At 69.6% G+C, this 17,505-nt stretch carries 12 protein-coding genes; 8 read left to right on the top strand and 4 right to left on the bottom strand.

What is annotated here, in order from left to right; all coding sequences use genetic code 11:
• The first annotated feature begins 49 nt into the window (after nt 1-49).
• Both recQ and yaaA read left to right on the top strand, forming a co-directional pair.
• Nucleotides 50-2,101 carry a DNA helicase RecQ gene (gene recQ / locus GTH22_RS14135; RefSeq protein WP_252946166.1) on the top strand — a complete coding sequence of 684 codons (2,052 nt, stop codon included), beginning with the start codon at nt 50-52 and terminating at the stop codon, nt 2,099-2,101.
• Between the two features lie 45 nt (nt 2,102-2,146).
• Nucleotides 2,147-2,926, top strand: coding sequence for a peroxide stress protein YaaA (yaaA, locus tag GTH22_RS14130; protein ID WP_252946165.1), 780 nt, complete (start codon nt 2,147-2,149; stop codon nt 2,924-2,926).
• Between the two features lie 24 nt (nt 2,927-2,950).
• On the opposite strand, the gene GTH22_RS14125 is transcribed toward yaaA, so the two are convergent.
• The gene (locus tag GTH22_RS14125) at nt 2,951-5,233 is read right to left on the bottom strand and encodes an ATP-binding protein (protein WP_252946164.1); all 2,283 of its coding nucleotides are present in this window, start codon (nt 5,231-5,233) and stop codon (nt 2,951-2,953) included.
• Nucleotides 5,234-5,433: 200 nt separating this feature from the next.
• On the opposite strand from GTH22_RS14125, the gene GTH22_RS14120 reads away from it, so the two are divergent.
• The 4 genes from GTH22_RS14120 (at nt 5,434) to pyrF (ending at nt 14,412) form a co-directional block, all read left to right on the top strand.
• Complete coding sequence (locus GTH22_RS14120) at nt 5,434-10,899, top strand: alpha-2-macroglobulin family protein (RefSeq protein ID WP_252946163.1); 5,466 nt, start codon at nt 5,434-5,436, stop codon at nt 10,897-10,899.
• 13 nt (nt 10,900-10,912) lie between these two features.
• Nucleotides 10,913-11,476, top strand: coding sequence for a putative glycolipid-binding domain-containing protein (locus GTH22_RS14115; protein ID WP_252946162.1), 564 nt, complete (start codon nt 10,913-10,915; stop codon nt 11,474-11,476).
• Nucleotides 11,466-13,523, top strand: coding sequence for a penicillin-binding protein 1C (gene pbpC / locus GTH22_RS14110; protein WP_252946161.1), 2,058 nt, complete (start codon nt 11,466-11,468; stop codon nt 13,521-13,523). The genes GTH22_RS14115 and pbpC overlap by 11 nt, the downstream gene beginning before the upstream one ends.
• A gap of 166 nt (nt 13,524-13,689) precedes the next feature.
• Nucleotides 13,690-14,412, top strand: coding sequence for an orotidine-5'-phosphate decarboxylase (gene pyrF, locus GTH22_RS14105; RefSeq protein WP_252946160.1), 723 nt, complete (start codon nt 13,690-13,692; stop codon nt 14,410-14,412).
• Nucleotides 14,413-14,418: 6 nt separating this feature from the next.
• Here pyrF and GTH22_RS14100 read toward each other — a convergent pair whose 3' ends face one another.
• Complete coding sequence (locus GTH22_RS14100) at nt 14,419-15,045, bottom strand: NAD(P)-dependent oxidoreductase (protein WP_252946159.1); 627 nt, start codon at nt 15,043-15,045, stop codon at nt 14,419-14,421.
• Nucleotides 15,046-15,163: 118 nt separating this feature from the next.
• Between GTH22_RS14100 and GTH22_RS14095 the strand changes: the two genes are divergently transcribed.
• Nucleotides 15,164-15,541, top strand: a complete 378-nt coding sequence (locus GTH22_RS14095) for a helix-turn-helix domain-containing protein (RefSeq protein ID WP_252946158.1) — start codon at nt 15,164-15,166, stop codon at nt 15,539-15,541.
• Between the two features lie 53 nt (nt 15,542-15,594).
• On the opposite strand, the gene GTH22_RS14090 is transcribed toward GTH22_RS14095, so the two are convergent.
• Both GTH22_RS14090 and GTH22_RS14085 read right to left on the bottom strand, forming a co-directional pair.
• Nucleotides 15,595-15,876, bottom strand: coding sequence for an NfeD family protein (locus GTH22_RS14090; protein WP_252946157.1), 282 nt, complete (start codon nt 15,874-15,876; stop codon nt 15,595-15,597).
• A complete protein-coding gene (locus GTH22_RS14085) occupies nt 15,873-16,769 on the bottom strand; it encodes an SPFH domain-containing protein (protein ID WP_252946156.1) in 897 nt (298 codons plus the stop codon). The genes GTH22_RS14090 and GTH22_RS14085 overlap by 4 nt, the downstream gene beginning before the upstream one ends.
• 232 nt (nt 16,770-17,001) lie before the next feature.
• On the opposite strand from GTH22_RS14085, the gene hutX reads away from it, so the two are divergent.
• A complete protein-coding gene (hutX, locus tag GTH22_RS14080) occupies nt 17,002-17,496 on the top strand; it encodes a heme utilization cystosolic carrier protein HutX (RefSeq protein ID WP_252946155.1) in 495 nt (164 codons plus the stop codon).
• Nucleotides 17,497-17,505: the final 9 nt, after the last annotated feature.

Raw genomic sequence — 17,505 nt, 5'->3', positions numbered from 1 at the left:
CCCGCGCCATGGCTTGAAGCCGGGCACGGGGCAGGGGTAAGGGAGGGGCATGTCCGCCCCCGCCGAGCTCCTCCATTCCGTCTTCGGCTTCCCCGAGTTCCGCCCGGGGCAGGAAGAAATCGTATCCTCCGTCCTCGCCGGCGAGCCGACCCTGGCCATCATGCCCACCGGCGGCGGCAAATCGCTCTGCTACCAGCTCCCGGCGCTCTGCCGCGAAGGGGCCACGCTGGTGGTCTCGCCGCTCATCGCCCTGATGCGCGACCAGGTCGCGGCCCTTCAGGCGCTGGGCGTCGAGGCCGGGGCGCTCTGCTCGGCCAACACCGAGGAAGAAACCGACGCGGTGTTCCGCGCCATCGACGAGGGCACCCTCAAGATCCTCTACATGGCCCCCGAGCGCCTGCGCTCCTCGGGCACCGAGCGGTTGCTGCAGCGCGCAGGCGTCAAGCTCATCGCCGTCGACGAGGCCCATTGCGTCAGCCAATGGGGCCACGACTTTCGCCCCGACTATCTCGAGATCGGCCCGCTCTGCGCCCGCATGGGCGTGCCCCTCGCAGCCTTCACCGCCACCGCCGATGCCGAAACCCAGGATGAGATCGTCACCCGCCTCTTCGGCGGCAAGGCCCCCCGCGCCTTCCTGCGCGGCTTCGACCGGCCCAACATCCGCCTCGCCTTCGAGGCCAAGGACAAGCCCAGGGGCCAGATGCTCGCCTTCGCCGCCGCCCGGCGCGGGCAGGCCGGCATCATCTACTGCGGCACCCGCGCCCGCACCGAAAGCATCGCCGCCGCCCTCACCGCCGAGGGCCACGCCGCCGTGGCCTACCACGCGGGCATGGAGTCCGAGCCGCGCCGCGAGGTCGAGCGCCGTTTTCAGGCCGAGGACGGGCTGATCGTGGTGGCCACCGTCGCCTTCGGCATGGGCGTCGACAAGCCCGACATCCGCTGGGTGCTCCACGCCGACCTGCCCAAGTCGATCGAGAGCTACTACCAGGAGATCGGCCGCGCCGGGCGCGATGGCCTGCCCGCCGACACGCTCACCCTCTACGGCCCCGACGACATCCGCCTGCGCCGCTCCCAGGTCGACGAGTCGCTCGCCCCGCCAGAGCGCCGCACCGCCGACCATGGCCGCCTCAACGCCCTGCTCGGGCTGGCCGAGGCACAAGGCTGCCGCCGCAAGCTGCTGCTTGGTTACTTCGGCGAGGAAAGCGAGGATTGCGGCAATTGCGACCTCTGCGAAAAGCCGCCCGAGGTCTTCGATGGCACCGAGGCCGTCCGCATGGCGCTGTCCGCCGCGCTGCGCACCGGCGAATGGTTCGGCGCGGGCCACCTGACAGATATCCTGCTCGGAATCGAAACCGACAAGGTCCGCCAGCGCAATCACACCGAGCTGCCCACCTTCGGTGTCGGCACCAAGCACAGCCGCCGCGTCTGGCAGGCGGTGTTCCGGCAGATGATGGGCCTCGACCTGATGCGCCCCGACCCCGAGCGCCACGGCGCCCTGCGGATGACCGAGGCCGCCCGGCCCATCCTGCGCGGCGAGGCCTCGATCACGCTGCGCCGCGATTCCCTCGCCCGCGCCGACATTGCCCGCCGCCCGGCCGCAAAGGCGCTCGTCAGCGAGGAGGACGCCCCGCTGCTTTCGGCCCTCAAAGCCAAGCGCCGCGCCCTGGCCGAAGCACAGCGCGTGCCCGCCTATGTCGTCTTTCCCGATCGCACCCTGATCGAGATGGTCGAGAAGCGCCCCGAAACGCTGGACCAGATGGCGCAGGTCGGCGGTGTCGGGGCCAAGAAGCTCGAACGCTACGGCGCCGAGTTCCTCGCCGTGCTCACCGGTGCCGACACCCCCGAGATGCACCCGGCGCGCCGCGAACTGGCCGCGCGGGGGCAGGGCGAGGCCTTCGACCGGCTTCAGGCGGCGGCGCAACAGCTCTACCGGGGCGAGGACGGCACCGAAAAGCCGCTTTCCTGCGACACCGCCCTGCTGCGCCGCATCGTCAAGGCGCAGCCGGTTTCCATCGAGGCCATGGGACGGGTGCAGGGCATGAGCGATCAGCGGGTCGACCGCTTCGGCTGGGCCTTCCTCGCCGCGCTCGCCTCCGAGTAGCCGCCCCCGGTTTCCCTCCCCCGCATCAGTCGCTAGAACCTCGCCATGCTCATTGTGATCTCCCCCGCCAAACGGCTCGACTGGCAGCCCCGTGACCTCGCCGCCACCGCCCCGGCCTTCCCCGAGGATGCCGCCAAACTTGCGCGCGCCGGGGCAAAGCTCTCTCGCCCCGCGCTGCAAAAGCTGATGGCCCTCTCGCCCGACCTCGCGCAGCTCACGCAGGAGCGCTTCCGCGCCTACGCCCCCGAGCCGGAGCCCGAGGCCACCCGCCCCGCCGCGCTGGCCTTCGCGGGCGACACCTACACCGGGCTGGAGGCCGCCTCTCTCGACCCCGACGAGATGGACTGGGCACAGGATCACCTGCGCATCCTCTCCGGCCTCTACGGCCTGCTGCGCCCCCGCGATGCCATCCAGCCCTACCGGCTCGAAATGGGTTCGCGCCTCAAGGTCGGCCGCGCGGCGAGTCTCTATGCCTATTGGGGCGATCGGCTGGCTACCCGTCTGGCTCAGGAGGCCGAGGCGCTGGGCACCGGCACCCTCGTCAACTGCGCCAGCCAGGAATACTTCGGCGCCGTTGCCCCCAAGGCTCTGGGCGGGCTGAGTGTCGTGACCCCCCGCTTCTACGAAGAAAAGCCCGGCGGCCCCAAGCAGGTGAGCTTCTTTGCCAAGCAGGCCCGGGGCGCGATGGCCCGTTTCGTCATCCAGTACCGCCTGCAGGACCCCGCCGCGCTGGAGCGTTTCGACACCGGCGGCTATCGCTTCCGCCCCGATCTCTCCGAGCCCGGCAGCCCCACCTTCTCGCGCCCCGACACCACCACCGCCTGACCGGCCCGGGCCGGGCGCGGCGGCCTATCCGGCCAGCGCCTCGCGCTCCTTCTCCTCATCGCCGAAGGGCTCCGCGCCCTCCGGCGCATGCAGGGCAATCTGGGCGTGGATCAGCTTCTTCTTCAGCGGCTTGGTCAGGTAATGGTCGAGCCCCGCCGCCAGAATCGCCTCGCCGTCGCCCAGCAGCGCATGGGCCGTCATCGCCACCACCGGCACCCGGTTCCAGCCCTCTGCGGCTTCCATCTCGCGGATCGCACGGGTGGCGGCCTTGCCGTCCATCTCGGGCATCGAGATATCCATGAACACGAGGTCCGGCCGCTCGCTCCGATAGAACCGCACCGCCTCGCGCCCGTTCTCGGCAAAGGTCAGCTCGAGGTTCAGATCCTTCAGCATGCTCGAAAACACCAGCCGGTTGGTCTTGTTGTCCTCCGCCGCCAGCACCCGCATGAGCCGGGCCGGCCCGCCGCCCGCCGTCCCCTCGGGCGCTGAAGCCTCCGCGCGGCCCGGGGGCGGCGAAAAGCGCAGCGGCGAGGGCGGCAGGGCAGCATAGATCGCCGTTAGATCCCCGTTGCGGTAAGGGTAGGACAGCACGTGATCCACGCCCGCCTCGCTCAGCACCGCCCGCATCCCCTGCTGCCCCTGCCGCAGCACGCAGACAATCTGGCTGCGGGGCAGGGCGCGGCGCAGCTCGCGCATCAGCGGTCCCGGATCCTCGCCAAAAAATCCGCTGTCCAGCGCCACGAGGTCCGGCTCCGGCCCGGCTTCGATCAGGCTGCACAGCACCTCCCACGAGCGCGCCACCTCGATATCGAGCCCCGTCACCTCCGAGCGCCGCCGCGCCGCCATGGCCCCGGCCCGCGAGCCGGTGGCCGCGATGACACGCGGCCGCTTACCCTCGGGCCAGCTCCCGCGCACCAGCTGCGGCGTCTCCGCCTCCAGCCGCAGGTCGAGCACGAAGGTCGTGCCCTTGCCCGGCTCCGAGGTCAGCCCGATCTGGCCGCCCATCAGCTCCACAAGCTGCCGGGTGATCGCCAGCCCAAGCCCGGCGCCCTCGAACTTGCGGTTGCCCTCGTCCTGCACCTGGTTGAACTGGCCGAAGATATGCTCGCGCATCTCATCGGGTATGCCAATCCCGGTATCCTCCACCGCAATCCGCAGGCTCCACATCCCGCCCTCTTCCGGCGGCGGCGCGGCCCGCACCTCGATGCGCACAAAGCCCTCCTCGGTGAACTTGATCGCATTGCCCAGAAGGTTCACCACCACCTGCCGCAGCCGCTTCGGATCGGTCGTCACCACCACCGGCGCGTCCGGAGCATAGTCGAGCACAAGGTCCAGCCCGCTCTCGCGCGCCACCGGGATCGCGAGGGTGACGATCTCGCAGAGCATCGCCTCAAGGTCGACCTGCTCGGGAAACAGGTCCATCCGCTCCGCCTCGGCGCGGGAGAAGTCGAGCACATCGTTGATGATGTCCAGCAGCGCCTCGCCCGAGTTGCGGATGGTGCGGATGAACAACGCCTGCTCCTCGTCGATCTCGGTCTCCAGCAGCAGGTCCGCCATGCCCACCACGCCGTTCATCGGGGTGCGCAGCTCGTGACTCATCTTCGCCAGAAAGGCCGACTTTGCCCGGGTCGCGGTTTCGGCCGCGTCGCGGGCGTTCTTCAATTCCCGTTGGGCGCGCATGTTGGCGGTGATGTCGATCCCGAGGCACACCATATCGCCGTTGCGCGAGCGGCGGTCGTGCAGCCGCAGGTAGCGCCCGTCGAACAGGCGGATCGTCATGTCGGGGATGGTGTCGGTGTCCCACCTGTCGAGCATGGCGGTGATCCAGTCGCCCGGCGCGGCATCGCCCGGGTCCACCAAGCCCTCCTCCACGGCGAGGCGCAACATGTCCATGTAGGTGATTCCGGGGGCCATCTCGTCCAGCTCGGTAAACAGCGAAAGCCAGGCCGAATTGGCCGCAACCAGCCTGTCCTCGGCGTCGAAGACTGCAAAGCCATCCGTCACCGTCTCGACCGAATCCCACAGCCGCCGTTCCGCGATATTGGCAGCCTGTTCCGCCTTTTCGAGGTTGGCGCGGGTCTGCTGCGCCACGCCCTTCATGGTCTCCGCCTCTTCCTTCAGGGCATGGGCCTGCGCGCGGGTCGTCTCCACCACCTCGCGCTGGGCAATCACCGTGTCGGAGAGCTTGAGCGCGTGATCCGACAGCTTGCGGTTGGCGGCCATCAGCTCGCGGCTCTTCAGCTCCAGCATCCGCTCTGCGGCCAGCCGGCCCCGCCTCTCCCTCGCCAGCTTGTCCGTCAGTGACATCTCGTCAGGGCTCCCGTGGTTCGGAGCGCGTGCAGCCACCGGTCGGCCCGCGCGCTGTCACAGGTTTTGCCCGTATTGAGTTTAAACCGGCTTAACGTGAATTCGCCGTTCACAAAAACGCCCCGCCACTGGACTCGCGCTGCAGCGCCATGCCACCATCATCGCGGATTCACCGCATTTCAGATCCGAGGTCATTTTCCATGCGCCGTCGCCTTCTCGCGCCCCTTCTCTGCCTGCTCGCCCTCGTCTCCACCGGCCTGCCCGCCGCCGCCCAGCAGGGGCCGGACGGCCCGGCGCTCATCCCAGAGCGACGGCTGCTCCCCGAGAAGGACGTCGATTTCTACGGCGCCGACCTGCGCGCCCTCTTCGACACCTCCTACGAGGCCTGCCGCGCCGCCTGTTTTGCCGATACCGCCTGCACCGCCTTCACCTTCAACGCCCGCTCCAACTCCTGCTTCCCCAAGCGGGCGGTCGAGCGGCGCGAGCCCTACCAGGGCGCGCAATCCGCCACCATCGTCACCGAACCCGCCGACCGCCTCGCGCTGGCCGGCACCCGCGCCGGCGAGCTCGATTTTCTCCGCTCCGGCGACCTCAACGCCGCCCGCACCTTTGCCGAGGACATGGCCAGCCTGCACTCGCCCGCCGGCTGGACGCTGGAGCGCCTTCAGGCCGGGGCGCTGGAGGCTTTCCGAAGCGGTAATCCGCGCGAAGCCATGACATGGATGGGCCCCGCCGTGGTGCTCGCCGACCGCGATGACCAGTGGATCGACTATGCCCGCTATGCCCTCGGGGCCAGGGGCGAGAACTCCTCGCAGACCCGCCAGTACCAGCGCCGCGCCCTGATGGCCGCGATCAACGGCTACCTGCGGGCCGACACGGCGGCCGATCAGTCCGCCGCCCTCACCCTCATGGCCTCCGCGCTCGAAACCGCAGGCCGTGGCCGCGACATGATCCCGGCCCTGCGCCTCGCCCAATCCACCCTGCCCAGCCCGCAGACCCAGTCCGCGCTGGATGATGCGCTGGGCAAATACGGCTTCCGCATCACCGAGCACCGGGTTGATCCCAACCCCGCCGCGCCCCGCGTCTGCGCCACCTTCTCCGAACGGCTGGCCGAAAGCGGCACCGATTACGCCCCCTATGTCTCGCTGCCCGGCACCTCCTTCACCGCCGAGGCCTCGGGCAACCAGCTCTGCATCGAGGGCCTGGCCCATGGCGAGCGCTACCGCGTGGTGCTCCGCGCCGGTCTGCCCTCCGCCGAGGGCGAGAAGATGGGCAAGGACGTCGAGCTGTCGTTCTACGTCCGCGACCGCGACCCGCAGGTGCGCTTTCCGGGCCGCGCCTACGTGCTGCCCAAAACCGCCGATGCCGCGATTCCGATTGTCACGGTGAACACCGAGGAGGTCGACCTGTCGCTGCACCGGGTCTCCGACCGCAACCTGCTGCGCGTGATCCAGGAAAGCTACTTCGGCCGCCCGCTGAACGAATGGGAAGAAGACTACTTCGAGGGCGACATCGCCGAGACCGTCTGGGAAGGCACCGGCCACATGGAGCGCCGCCTGAACGAAGACGTCACCACCCGCCTGCCCATGGCCGAGGCCATCGCCGACCTGCCCGCCGGGGTCTATGCCCTCAAGGCCGGCATCCGCGGCGCCGACCCCTACGAGAACCCGGCCGCCACCCAGTGGTTCGTGATCTCCGACATCGGCCTCGCCTCCATGTCCGGCGCCGACGGGCTGCACATCTTTACCCGCTCCCTCACCTCCGCCGAGCCGCTCTCCGGGCTCGAGGTCACGCTTCTCTCCCGCTCCAACCGTGAGCTTGGCCACGCCACCACCGATGCGCAGGGCTATGCGATGTTCGAGCCCGGGCTGACCCTCGGGCGCGGCGGCGCGGCGCCTGCGATGGTGCTGGTCAAGCGCGGCGAGGAGGACATGGGCTTCCTGTCCCTCACCGATCCCTCCTTCGACCTCTCCGACCGCGGCGTCGAGGGCCGCGAGCCTGCCGGGGCCGTCGATGCCTTCCTCACCACCGACCGCGGCGCATACCGCGCGGGCGAAACCATCTATGCCACCGCCCTCGTCCGCGACGCCAAGGCCGAGGCCATCGACGCGCTGCCCCTCACCGCCATCCTCACCCGCCCCGACGGGGTGGAATACGCCCGCCATTTCTCTCCCGGCGGCACCGATGGCGGCCATGTCTTCTCCATGCCCGTCTCCGGCGTCGCGCCGCGCGGCGCGTGGAACATCGCGCTCCACGCCGACCCGAAGGCCCCGCCCATCGCCACCCGGACCGTGCTGGTCGAGGACTTCCTGCCCGAACGCATCGACTTCTCGCTCTCCGTGCCCACCGAGGGGCTGACCGAGGGCGAGGCGCAGGCCGATATCGAGGTGCGCTACCTCTTCGGCGCACCCGGCGCGGGCCTGCCCGTCGAGGGCGAGCTGCGCATTTCGCCGCGCCGCCAGCTCGAGGGCTTCGCGGGCTACTTCTTCGGCACCGCCAACAACGCCACCGGCCCGCAAACCTCGTGGCTCGACAGCACCACCACCGACGATGACGGCAAGGCGCAGATGGCGCTGACCATGCCCGGTGAGATGGAGGGCTTCGACGGCCCGATCGAGGCCCGCCTCACCGTGCGCGTGTCCGAAGGCTCCGGCCGCCCGGTCGAGCGCCGCGAGGCGGTCGTCACCGGGCCGGGCAAGCCGATGATCGGCATCCGGCCCGCCTTCGAGGGCGTGGTGCCCGAGGGCACCGAGGCGGCATTTTCCGTCATCGCGCTCGGGGCCGATCTCGCCCCCACCGAGATGCAGGTGAAATGGACCCTCAACCGCATCACCCGCCGCTACCAGTGGTACTCCGAGTACGGCGCCTGGAACTGGGAGCCGATCACCCGCCGCGAACGCATCGCCGTGGGCGAGGGCCGCCTTGGCGAGACCCCGCTCGCTGTCACGGGCGCCGTGGACTGGGGCAACTACGAACTGGTGGTGGAACGCCTCGATGGCGCCTTCACCTCCGCTTCCTACGAGTTCTACGCGGGCTGGTATGCGCCGGTCGATGTGTCTTCCACCCCCGACACGCTCGAGGTTTCGCTCGATGCCGAGAGCTACAAGCCGGGCGACACGGCCACCCTGCGCATCGTGCCGCGCTACGCCGGCAAGGCGCTTGTCACCGTGGTCTCCAACCGCCTGATCGACATGAAAACCGTCGATGTGGCCGAGGGCACCGACACGCTGGTGCAACTGCCCGTCACCGACGACTGGGGCGCGGGCGCCTATGTGACCGCCACCGTGATCCGGCCCATGGACCTTGCCGACAAGCGCGGCCCGGCCCGTGCGCTGGGCCTGTCCCACGCCGCGGTCGATCCCGGCGCGCACAAGCTCGCCGCCAGCGTCGAGGCCCCCGCCGAGATCCGCCCGCGCGGCCCGCTCGAGGTCGCCGTGAAGGTCGAGGGCGTGCAGCCCGGCGAGACGGCGCATGTGACCATCGCCGCCGTCGATCAGGGCATTCTCAACCTCACCGGCTTCACCCCGCCCGACCCCTCCGGCCACTACTTCGGTCAGCGCAGGCTCGGCATGGGGATGCGCGACATCTACGGTCGCCTGATCGACGGGATGAACGGCGCCATGGGCGAAATCCGCTCCGGCGGTGACGCCAACGCCAATGCCAACATGCAATCCCCGCCCCCGACCGAGGAGCTGGTCGCCTATTTCTCCGGCCCGCTCGACGTTGGCCCCGACGGCTACGCCCGCACCTCCTTCGACATGCCCTCCTTCAACGGCACGGTGAAGGTCATGGCCGTGGCCTGGTCCAAAACCGGGGTGGGCGAGGCCTCCGCCGATGTGCTGGTGCGCGATCCCATCGTGCTGCAAGCCTCGCTGCCCCGCTTCATGGCGCCTGGCGACGAGGGCCGCCTGCTGCTCGAAATCACCCATGCCTCGGGCGAAACCGGCCAGATCGGCCTTGCCGTCACCGGCACCGGGGTCAGCCTGTCGGAAGGCGCAAGCAGCGCCATGGACCTCTCCGAGGGCCAAACCATCCGCCTGCCGCTCACCGTGGTCGCGGGCGATCCGGGGCTGGCCACCATCAACGTGGCGCTCACCACGCCCTCCGGCGAGGTGCTGAACAAGCCGCTGAACCTGCCCATACAGCTCAATGATCCCGAGGTCTCCCGCACCTCGCGCTTCGAGCTGGCGGCAGGGCAGAGCTTCAGCTTCACCCGCGATGTCTTCACCGGCCTCCAGCCCGGCACCGGCAAGGCCACGCTGGCCCTCGGCCCGCTCGGGCGCTTCGACGTGCCCGGCCTGCTGGCCTCGCTCGACCGCTACCCCTACGGCTGCACCGAGCAGACCACATCGCGCGCCATGCCCCTGCTCTATTTCGATGAAGTGGCCCGCGCGATGGGTCTGGAAGAGCAGGCCGACACCCGCCAGCGCATCGAGGGCGCGATCACCCGCATCCTCGCCCGTCAGGCGGCGTCGGGCGGCTTCGGCCTCTGGTATGCCTCCGACGGCGACTTCTGGCTCGACGCCTATGTGACCGACTTCCTCAGCCGGGCACGCGGGCAGGGCTATGACGTGCCGGCCATCGCCTTCCGCAACGCGCTCGACAACCTGCGCAACCAGGTCAATTACGCCCCCGACTTCGACTCGGGCGGCGAGTCGATCGCCTATGCGCTGATGGTGCTGGCTCGCGAAGGGGCGGCCTCGATGGGCGATCTCCGGTACTACGCCGACGTGAAGCCCGAGGCCTTCACCACCCCGCTCGGCGCGGCCCAGCTCGGCACCGCGCTCTCGCTCTACGGCGACCCGACCCGCGCCGACGCCATGTTCACCCGCGCCGCCGCCCAGCTCGTGGCCCAGACCGGCGCCGCACCGGGCACCGGCTGGCGGGACGACTACGGCACCAACCTGCGCGATGCGGCGGCGGTGCTGGCGCTGGCAGCAGAAGCCGGCACGCAGGTCGTCAACCGCGAGGCCCTCGCCGTGCGCGTCACCGGCGAAACCGGCTATCGCTCAACGCAAGAGAAGGTCTGGACCCTGATGGCCGCCAAGGCCCTCATCGACGCCGCACCGCGTGATGGCTTCACCCGCAACGGCCAGCCGGTCACCGGCCCGCTGGTCGAGGTGCTGGCCGACGAAACGGCGGCCCAGCCGGTGGAAATCAGCAACGACAGCGGCGCGGCAACCACCCTGACCCTCACCACCTTCGGCGTGCCCTCCGAGCCCGAGCCCGCAGGCGGCAACGGCTATGCCATCGAGCGCGAGTATTTCACCATGGAGGGCTTCGGGGTCGACCTCGGCGCAGTGCCCTCGGGCGAACGCATGGTGGTGGTGCTCACCGTCACCCCCTTCGGCCAGCGCGACGCCCGGCTGATGGTGGATGATGCCCTGCCCGCAGGCTTCGAGATCGACAACCCCTCGCTGATCCGCTCCGGCGACATCCGCGAGCTGTCCTGGCTCAAGACAGTCTCGGCAGAGCACTCCGAGTTCCGTCAGGAGCGGTTCCTCTCGGCGGTCAACTGGCGCTCCGACAAGCCGTTCCGACTGGCCTATATCGTCCGTGCCATCTCGCCCGGCAGCTACCACCACCCGGCGGCCTCGGTCGAAGACATGTACCGCCCCGCCTTCCGCGCCCGCACCGATGCGGGCCGGGTGACGGTGGTGGAGTAGGGCCGGGGGCGCGGTGAAAAACGGCAAGATTCACGCCATCGCCCGCTGGCACCGCCTCGACATGGCGGGCGATGACACCTGCCGCCTCGTCGAGGAGCCCGATGGCTGGATGCTCTGCGGCCACGCCCGCTACGAAACCGGCGGCACCCGCGCCGCGCTCGACTACATCGTGCGCTGCACCCCCACCTGGGAGAGCCGCTCCGCCGACATAACCGGCCTGATCGACGGCCAGGACGTCGCCTGGCGCCTCCTGCGCACCGATGCGGGCTGGCAGCTGGGCGAAAGCCCCGCCGCGCTGCCCGACTGCCTCGATATCGACCTCGCCTTCACCCCCGCCACCAACCTCCTGCCCCTGCGCCGCCTCGCCTTCGACGAGACGCAGGCGGTCGCGGCGGCATGGTTCCGCGAGGATGAAGACAGCGGTCGGCTCGACCGGCTCGACCAGCGCTACACGCCCCGCGGCGCAGGGCGCTTCACCTATGCCTCCCCCGGGTTCGAGGCCGAGCTGGAGGTGCACCCCTCCGGCTTCGTCACCCGGTATCCGGGCCTCTGGGAGGGCACTGTCGATGCGGAGTGAACGGCGCATCGCCCGGCTCGCGGTGCTCACCGCCGTCACGCTCTTCGCCCTCGGGCTCGGGCGCGACAAGCTGGATGGCTGGATCGCCGCCACCGTGCTCCCGCCCCTTGTGGCCGAAACATCGCCCGAGGTGCTGGCCCGCGACGGGGCGCTGCTGCGGGCCTACACGGTCTCCGATGGCCGCTGGCGGCTGCACACCACGCTGGGCGAAGTCGATGCCCGCTATGTCGACATGCTACTGGCCTATGAAGACAAGCGCTTCCGTTCCCACCCCGGCGTCGACTGGCGGGCCACGCTGCGGGCCGTGGGGCAGGCGGCGTGGAACGGCAAGGTCATCTCCGGCGGCTCGACGCTGACAATGCAGGTCGCCCGCATTCTGGAAGATGGACCCACCGGCCAGTGGCAGGGCAAGATCCGTCAGGTCCGGCTGGCGCTGGCGATGGAGCGCCGCCTCGGCAAGCAGGCGATCCTCGAGCTCTACCTCAACCGCGCCCCCTTCGGCGGCAACCTCGAAGGGGTGCGCGCCGCCTCGCTGGCCTACTTCGGCAAGGAGCCCCGCCGCCTCACCCCCGCCGAGGCCGCGCTGCTGGTGGCCCTGCCCCAATCCCCCGAGCGCCGCCGCCCCGACCGCGAGAACGATGCCGCCACCGCCGCCCGTGGCCGCGTGCTCGACCGGATGGTGGGCAAAGGCCTGCTGACCGAGGCCGAAGCCACCGCCGCCCTGCGCGACCCGGTGCCGGCCCGCCGCCGCGATTTTCCGGCGCTGGCGCCCCATCTCTCTGACCACTTGCTGGCGCAAAACCCCATCGGCACCCGCCACGCCACCACCATCGACAAGCGCCTGCAAGCCGCGCTGGAGCCGCTCGCCGCCCAGACCGCCCGCGAGATCGGCGAAACGATCTCGGTCGCCATCGTGGTGGCCGATCACCAGAGCGGCGAAATCCTCGCCTCGGTCGGCTCGGCAGGCTACCTGAACGACGCCCGCGCCGGCTGGATCGACATGACCCGCGCCCTGCGCTCCCCCGGCTCGGCGCTCAAGCCGCTGGTCTACGGCCTCGCCTTCGATCAGGGGCTGGCGCACCCCGAAACCCTGATCGAAGACCGCCCCATGGCCTTCGGCAGCTACGCCCCGCAGAACTTCGACAACCGCTACCGGGGCACGATCCGTCTCTCCGAGGCGCTGCGCCAGTCGCTCAACATCCCCGTGGTGCAGCTGACCGAGGCCCTCACACCAGAGCGGCTGCTGGCCCACATGCGCCGCGCCGGAATGGCCCCCAAGCTGCCCCGGGGGCGCCCCGGCCTCGCGGTGGCGCTGGGCGGCCTCGGCGTGACCCTCCAGGACCTCACCCAGCTCTATGCCGCCATCGCGCGGGGCGGCCAGAGCGTGACCCTCTCGGCCTCCCAAAGCCCGCCGCGCAGCGCGCCCAAACAGGTGCTCTCGCTCGAGGCGGCTTGGCAGATCACCCATATCCTCGCCCAGCTCACCCCTCCGCCCCGCGCCTCGCACGGGCCGATGGCCTGGAAGACCGGCACCAGCTACGGCCACCGCGATGCCTGGGCGGTGGGCTATGACGCGCGCCACGTGGTCGGCGTCTGGATCGGCCGCGCCGATGGCACGCCGGTGCCGGGGGCCTTTGGTGCCGGGATCGCCGGGCCGCTGCTGTTTTCCAGCTTCGACCGGCTGAAGGACAAGCGCGAGGCCTTCAGCCCGCCGCCGCCCTCGGTGCTGCTCGTCTCCAACGCCGAGCTGCCCCAGCCGCTGCGCCACTTCGCGTCCCGCTCCGCGGCCCTCTCCACCATCGCGCCCGATGCCCCCAAGCTCGCCTACCCGCCCGACGGGGCCGAGCTGGAAACCGGCGGCGCGCTGGTGGTCAAGCTCCGCGACGGCCGCCCGCCCTTCACCCTGCTCGCCAACGGCGCGCCGCTGGCCACCGGCCTGCGCGCCCGCGAGGCGCAGTTCGACTGGTCCGCCCCCGGCTACCTCCAGCTCACGGTGATCGATGCAACCGGCGCCACCGCCCGGGCCTCGGTCCGGGTGCTGAACTGAGAGCGCGGGCCAAAAGAGATTTGATGAGTATTTGCAGCAAGAAAATGAACAGGACGCGCCAAGCCTCGTTTTCCTGCTGCAACCACGCCTGGGAGCGCCGGCAGCTTGCGCGACGCCGGGGCAGGGCGTAGGGAAGGCAAACGCCACCTGCCTTCGGGAGAGCCCCATGCAAGCTGCCGCCACCACCGCCCACAACCGCCTGCCCGATGATCGCCTGATCGTGGCGCTTGATGTGCCCAACGCGGTGCAGGGGCTGGAGCTGGCCGGGCGGCTGAACGATGCGGTGAGCTTCTACAAGATCGGGCTCGGAATGCTCTGCGGCGGGGGCATGGCGCTGGCCAACGAGCTGAAGCAGGAGCACGGCAAGCGCATCTTTCTCGACATGAAGCTCTTCGACATCGGCGCCACCGTCGAGGCCGCCGTGCGCGGGATTGCCCAGTTCGAGCTGGATTTCCTCACCGTCCACGGCGATCCGCACGTGGTGCGGGCGGCGCAGGAAGGCAAGGGCGGCAGCGAGTTGAAGATCCTCGCCGTGACGATCCTCACCTCGCTCGATCGGGCCGATCTCGATGCCGGGCTGATCCGCGAGGGCGACATTGCCGAGATCGTCACCGAGCGCGCCGCCAAGGCCTTCGAGGCCGGGGCCGACGGGGTGATCGCCTCGCCCCATGAGGCGGCGCTGATCCGGGCGCTGCCGAGCGCCGAGGGCCGGCTCATCGTCACCCCCGGCGTGCGCCCGGAGGGCAGCGCCAAGGGCGACCAGAAGCGCATTGCCACGCCCGCCTATGCGGTGGAGCAGGGGGCCGATCATATCGTTGTCGGCCGCCCGGTGTGGCAGGCGGACAACCCCGACGGGGCCGCCCGCGCCATCATTGCAGAGCTGCCCTGAGGCCGCTCAATAGGCGATGGTGAAGACCTCGCCCCGGTGCTTCGGCGCCTCCAGCTCATCCACCAGCGCCACCGCATAATCCTCGGCGCTGATCCGGCTTTCGCCGTTTTCGTCCGACAGCAGCACATCGCCGCCAAGCCGAAACTTCCCCGTTCGCTCGCCCGGTGCGATCTGCGCGGCGGGGGCAAAGAAGGTCCACGCTACCCCGCTGTCGGGCAGGCTTTCCTTGAAGGCCTTCATGCCGGTCGCCTCGGGCAGGATCTCGGGCGGCAGGTTCGGCAGCAGCGGTGAGCCATCCGGCAGGTTCAGCGTGCCCGCGCCGCCGACCACCAGCAGCGGCACGCCCGCCGCCTTGGCCCCCGCCGTCACGCCCGCGCCGATTGCTGCCATCTCGGCCACCGCATCGCCGGTGCTGCGCGGGCTGACGGAGGTGACGATCACCTCCACCCCCTCGGCCGCCGCCGCCACCGCCGCGCCATCCGTCACATCCAGCGCAATTGCCTCCGCCCCCTCGGGCAGCGCGATTTTTGCGGGGTTGCGGCTGGCCGCCTTCACCTGGTGCCCGCGCGCGGTGGCCTCGGCCAGAATGCGCGTGCCGATCACGCCGCTGGCGCCGATCAAAAGGATGTTCATGGGTCTGTCTCCGTGTTAGGTTACTATCGAGAACCTACATACGACCCGGAACCACCCGGCGGGAGAGGCATTTTCCCGTCACATGGTTACCCCGAAGTTACTACTCCAGGAGCCCCCCATGACCACCCAGGCCCGCCGCCGTATTTCCTATGATTGCCCCATGCGCGATGTGCTCGACCGCATCGGCGATGCATGGTCGCTGCTGGTGATGCTCGAGCTGATGAACGGCCCCTGCCGCTTCAACGCGCTGGCCCGCGTGGTCGATGGCGTTTCGCGCCGTATGCTCACCGTCACCCTGCGCAACCTCGAGCGTGACGGGCTGGTCAGCCGCGAGGTGCTGCCGCTCTCGCCGCCGCAGGTGGAGTATGCGCTCACCCCGCTCGGCCTTTCGCTGCAATCGGCGCTGATCGGCCTGCGCGACTGGGCGGTGGCCCATCAGCCGCAGATCAACGCCCGCCGCCGCGCCTATGACGCCCGCGAGGAGGCGCTGGCCTGAAACGGCAAAAGGGCCGCCCGCAGGCAGCCCTTTCCATGCGCGTTCAACAGGGCTCAGCCCTCGTTGATGTCCTCGTCGAAGGTCTGCACCTGCCGGCCCTTGCCGCCGAAGGTCTTGTAGCAGACCAGCCAGGCCACGAGCGAAACCACCGCGAAGATCAGCGCGATCCAGGCGAGGTTGCCGCCAAAGCCGATGCCGATCGCCAACAGCACGCCCACCACGGCGGCGCCGATGGCAAAGCCGACGAAGATGAAGCCAGGGGCAAAGAGCTCGAGGATCGCCAGCACCACGGCCAGCGCGAGCCAGGCCCACCACGTGGTGAACAGCTCGGTCATTTGGCGCTCCCTCCCAGCATCCTGAAGGCGTTGCCGAAGGCTTCCATGGCATCGGCGGGCACGATGATCGTCTGCTTGCCCTCGCCTCCGCCCAGCTTGTTCAGGCTCTCCACCTGCTTCAGCGCAATCTGGTACTGCGCGGCCTCGATCCCGTTGTCCTGAATCGCCGCCGCCACAACGCTGGTGGCATAGGCCTCGGCATCGGCCTGCACACGGCGGGCCTTGGCGGTTTGTTCGGCGGCGTAGAGGTCGGCATCCGCCGCCAGTTCCACCGCGCGCCGCTTGCCCTCGGCCTCTGTCACCTGCGCCCGGCGGGCACGTTCGGCGTTGAGCTGCTGCAACATGGCCGAGCGGGTGGCCTCATCGAGGTTCACATCGAGAATCTCGGCGCGGGTCACTTCGATGCCCCAGTCGTCCACCGCGTTCTCCACCAGCGCCTTCATCGACGAAATCAGCGCCGAGCGGTTGGATTGCACCTCGTCCAGCTCCATCTTGCCGATCTCGGAGCGCACGATACCGGCCACCGTGGTCGCAATCGCGCCATCCACGTCGCGGATCCGGTACACCGTCTTTTCCGGCTGGAGGATGCGGTAGAACACCGAGGTCTCGACCTGCACCATCACGTTGTCGGCGGTGATCGCATCCTGATTCGAGTTCGGAAGCTGCCGCTCCAGAATGCTGATCTTGTGCCGCACCCGGTCAATGAAGGGCACGATCAGGTTGATCCCCGGCCCCAGCACGCTTTTCAGCCGCCCGAACCGCTCAACCACATATTTTTCCGACTGGGGCACGATCCGCACGCCCAGAAAGATCGAAATGATGACAAACAGCGCCAGCAGGCCAACCACGATGGTCCCACCACTGATGCCCGGAAGAAAATCCATGAGGTTCATGACTAAATCCTGTAACTAACTGCCCCTGCCACATCACATATGGGGATCAATCACGCCGTTTTGAAGAGTTTTCCGAATCACCCGCCTTCCCGGCACAGCCAGCGTGACTCTACGGACACGCGCCCCCGGGCTGATTGACAAAGCCTCGCCACAGGCCCCATCTGGCCCCACACCCCCGACGGTCGCCCGCCTTTCCGCCAGCTCCCCGCCGTCTTTGCACCGGAGCTTGCACATGACCACCACACCCCTCGCCACCGCCTTTGCCGAAAAGCCGATGGCCCCGCTCGAAGAGATCGCCGCCACCGCAGGCGTCACCGTGGCCGAGGTGCTGCGCGCCCTTCCCGATGGCGAGGCGGTCTGCATCGCGGGCAGTCACTTCGTGGAGGTCATGCAGGCCATGCGCGACTGGGGCGAGGTCACAACCATCGTCAACACCGGCGACGTGGTGCTGGAGGTGAAGGCCCCCATCCCCGATGGCTCGGTGGCGCGGGGTTACTACAACCTTTCGGGCAAGCCGCTGCACGGCCACCTCAAGCTGGAGGCTTGCGAAACCATCGCCTTCGTCTCCCGCGAAATGTTCGGGCGGCTCGGCCACTCGGTGCAGTTCTACAGCCATGCGGGCAACTGCATGTTCAAGGTCTACCTCGGCCGCGACGAGGCCCGCAATTTCCTGCCCGGGCAGGAGGCCGCCTTCACCGCCCTGCGCGCACGTCTGTCAGCAGCCTGATCAGCCCCC

The sequence above is a fragment of the Oceanicola sp. 502str15 genome, from assembly GCF_024105635.1.
Classification (GTDB): Bacteria; Pseudomonadota; Alphaproteobacteria; order Rhodobacterales; family Rhodobacteraceae; genus Vannielia.
This window is presented reverse-complemented; position numbering and strand designations above follow the sequence as displayed.

Bases quoted from the DNA above. Each gene is read 5' to 3' on its own strand.
- recQ (WP_252946166.1), top strand. From the start codon at position 50: ATGTCCGCCCCCGCCGAGCTCCTCCATTCCGTCTTCGGCTTCCCCGAG.
- yaaA (WP_252946165.1), top strand. From the start codon at position 2,147: ATGCTCATTGTGATCTCCCCCGCCAAACGGCTCGACTGGCAGCCCCGT.
- GTH22_RS14125 (WP_252946164.1), bottom strand. From the start codon at position 5,233: ATGTCACTGACGGACAAGCTGGCGAGGGAGAGGCGGGGCCGGCTGGCC.
- GTH22_RS14120 (WP_252946163.1), top strand. From the start codon at position 5,434: ATGCGCCGTCGCCTTCTCGCGCCCCTTCTCTGCCTGCTCGCCCTCGTC.
- pbpC (WP_252946161.1), top strand. From the start codon at position 11,466: ATGCGGAGTGAACGGCGCATCGCCCGGCTCGCGGTGCTCACCGCCGTC.
- pyrF (WP_252946160.1), top strand. From the start codon at position 13,690: ATGCAAGCTGCCGCCACCACCGCCCACAACCGCCTGCCCGATGATCGC.
- GTH22_RS14100 (WP_252946159.1), bottom strand. From the start codon at position 15,045: ATGAACATCCTTTTGATCGGCGCCAGCGGCGTGATCGGCACGCGCATT.
- GTH22_RS14095 (WP_252946158.1), top strand. From the start codon at position 15,164: ATGACCACCCAGGCCCGCCGCCGTATTTCCTATGATTGCCCCATGCGC.
- GTH22_RS14090 (WP_252946157.1), bottom strand. From the start codon at position 15,876: ATGACCGAGCTGTTCACCACGTGGTGGGCCTGGCTCGCGCTGGCCGTG.
- GTH22_RS14085 (WP_252946156.1), bottom strand. From the start codon at position 16,769: ATGAACCTCATGGATTTTCTTCCGGGCATCAGTGGTGGGACCATCGTG.
- hutX (WP_252946155.1), top strand. From the start codon at position 17,002: ATGACCACCACACCCCTCGCCACCGCCTTTGCCGAAAAGCCGATGGCC.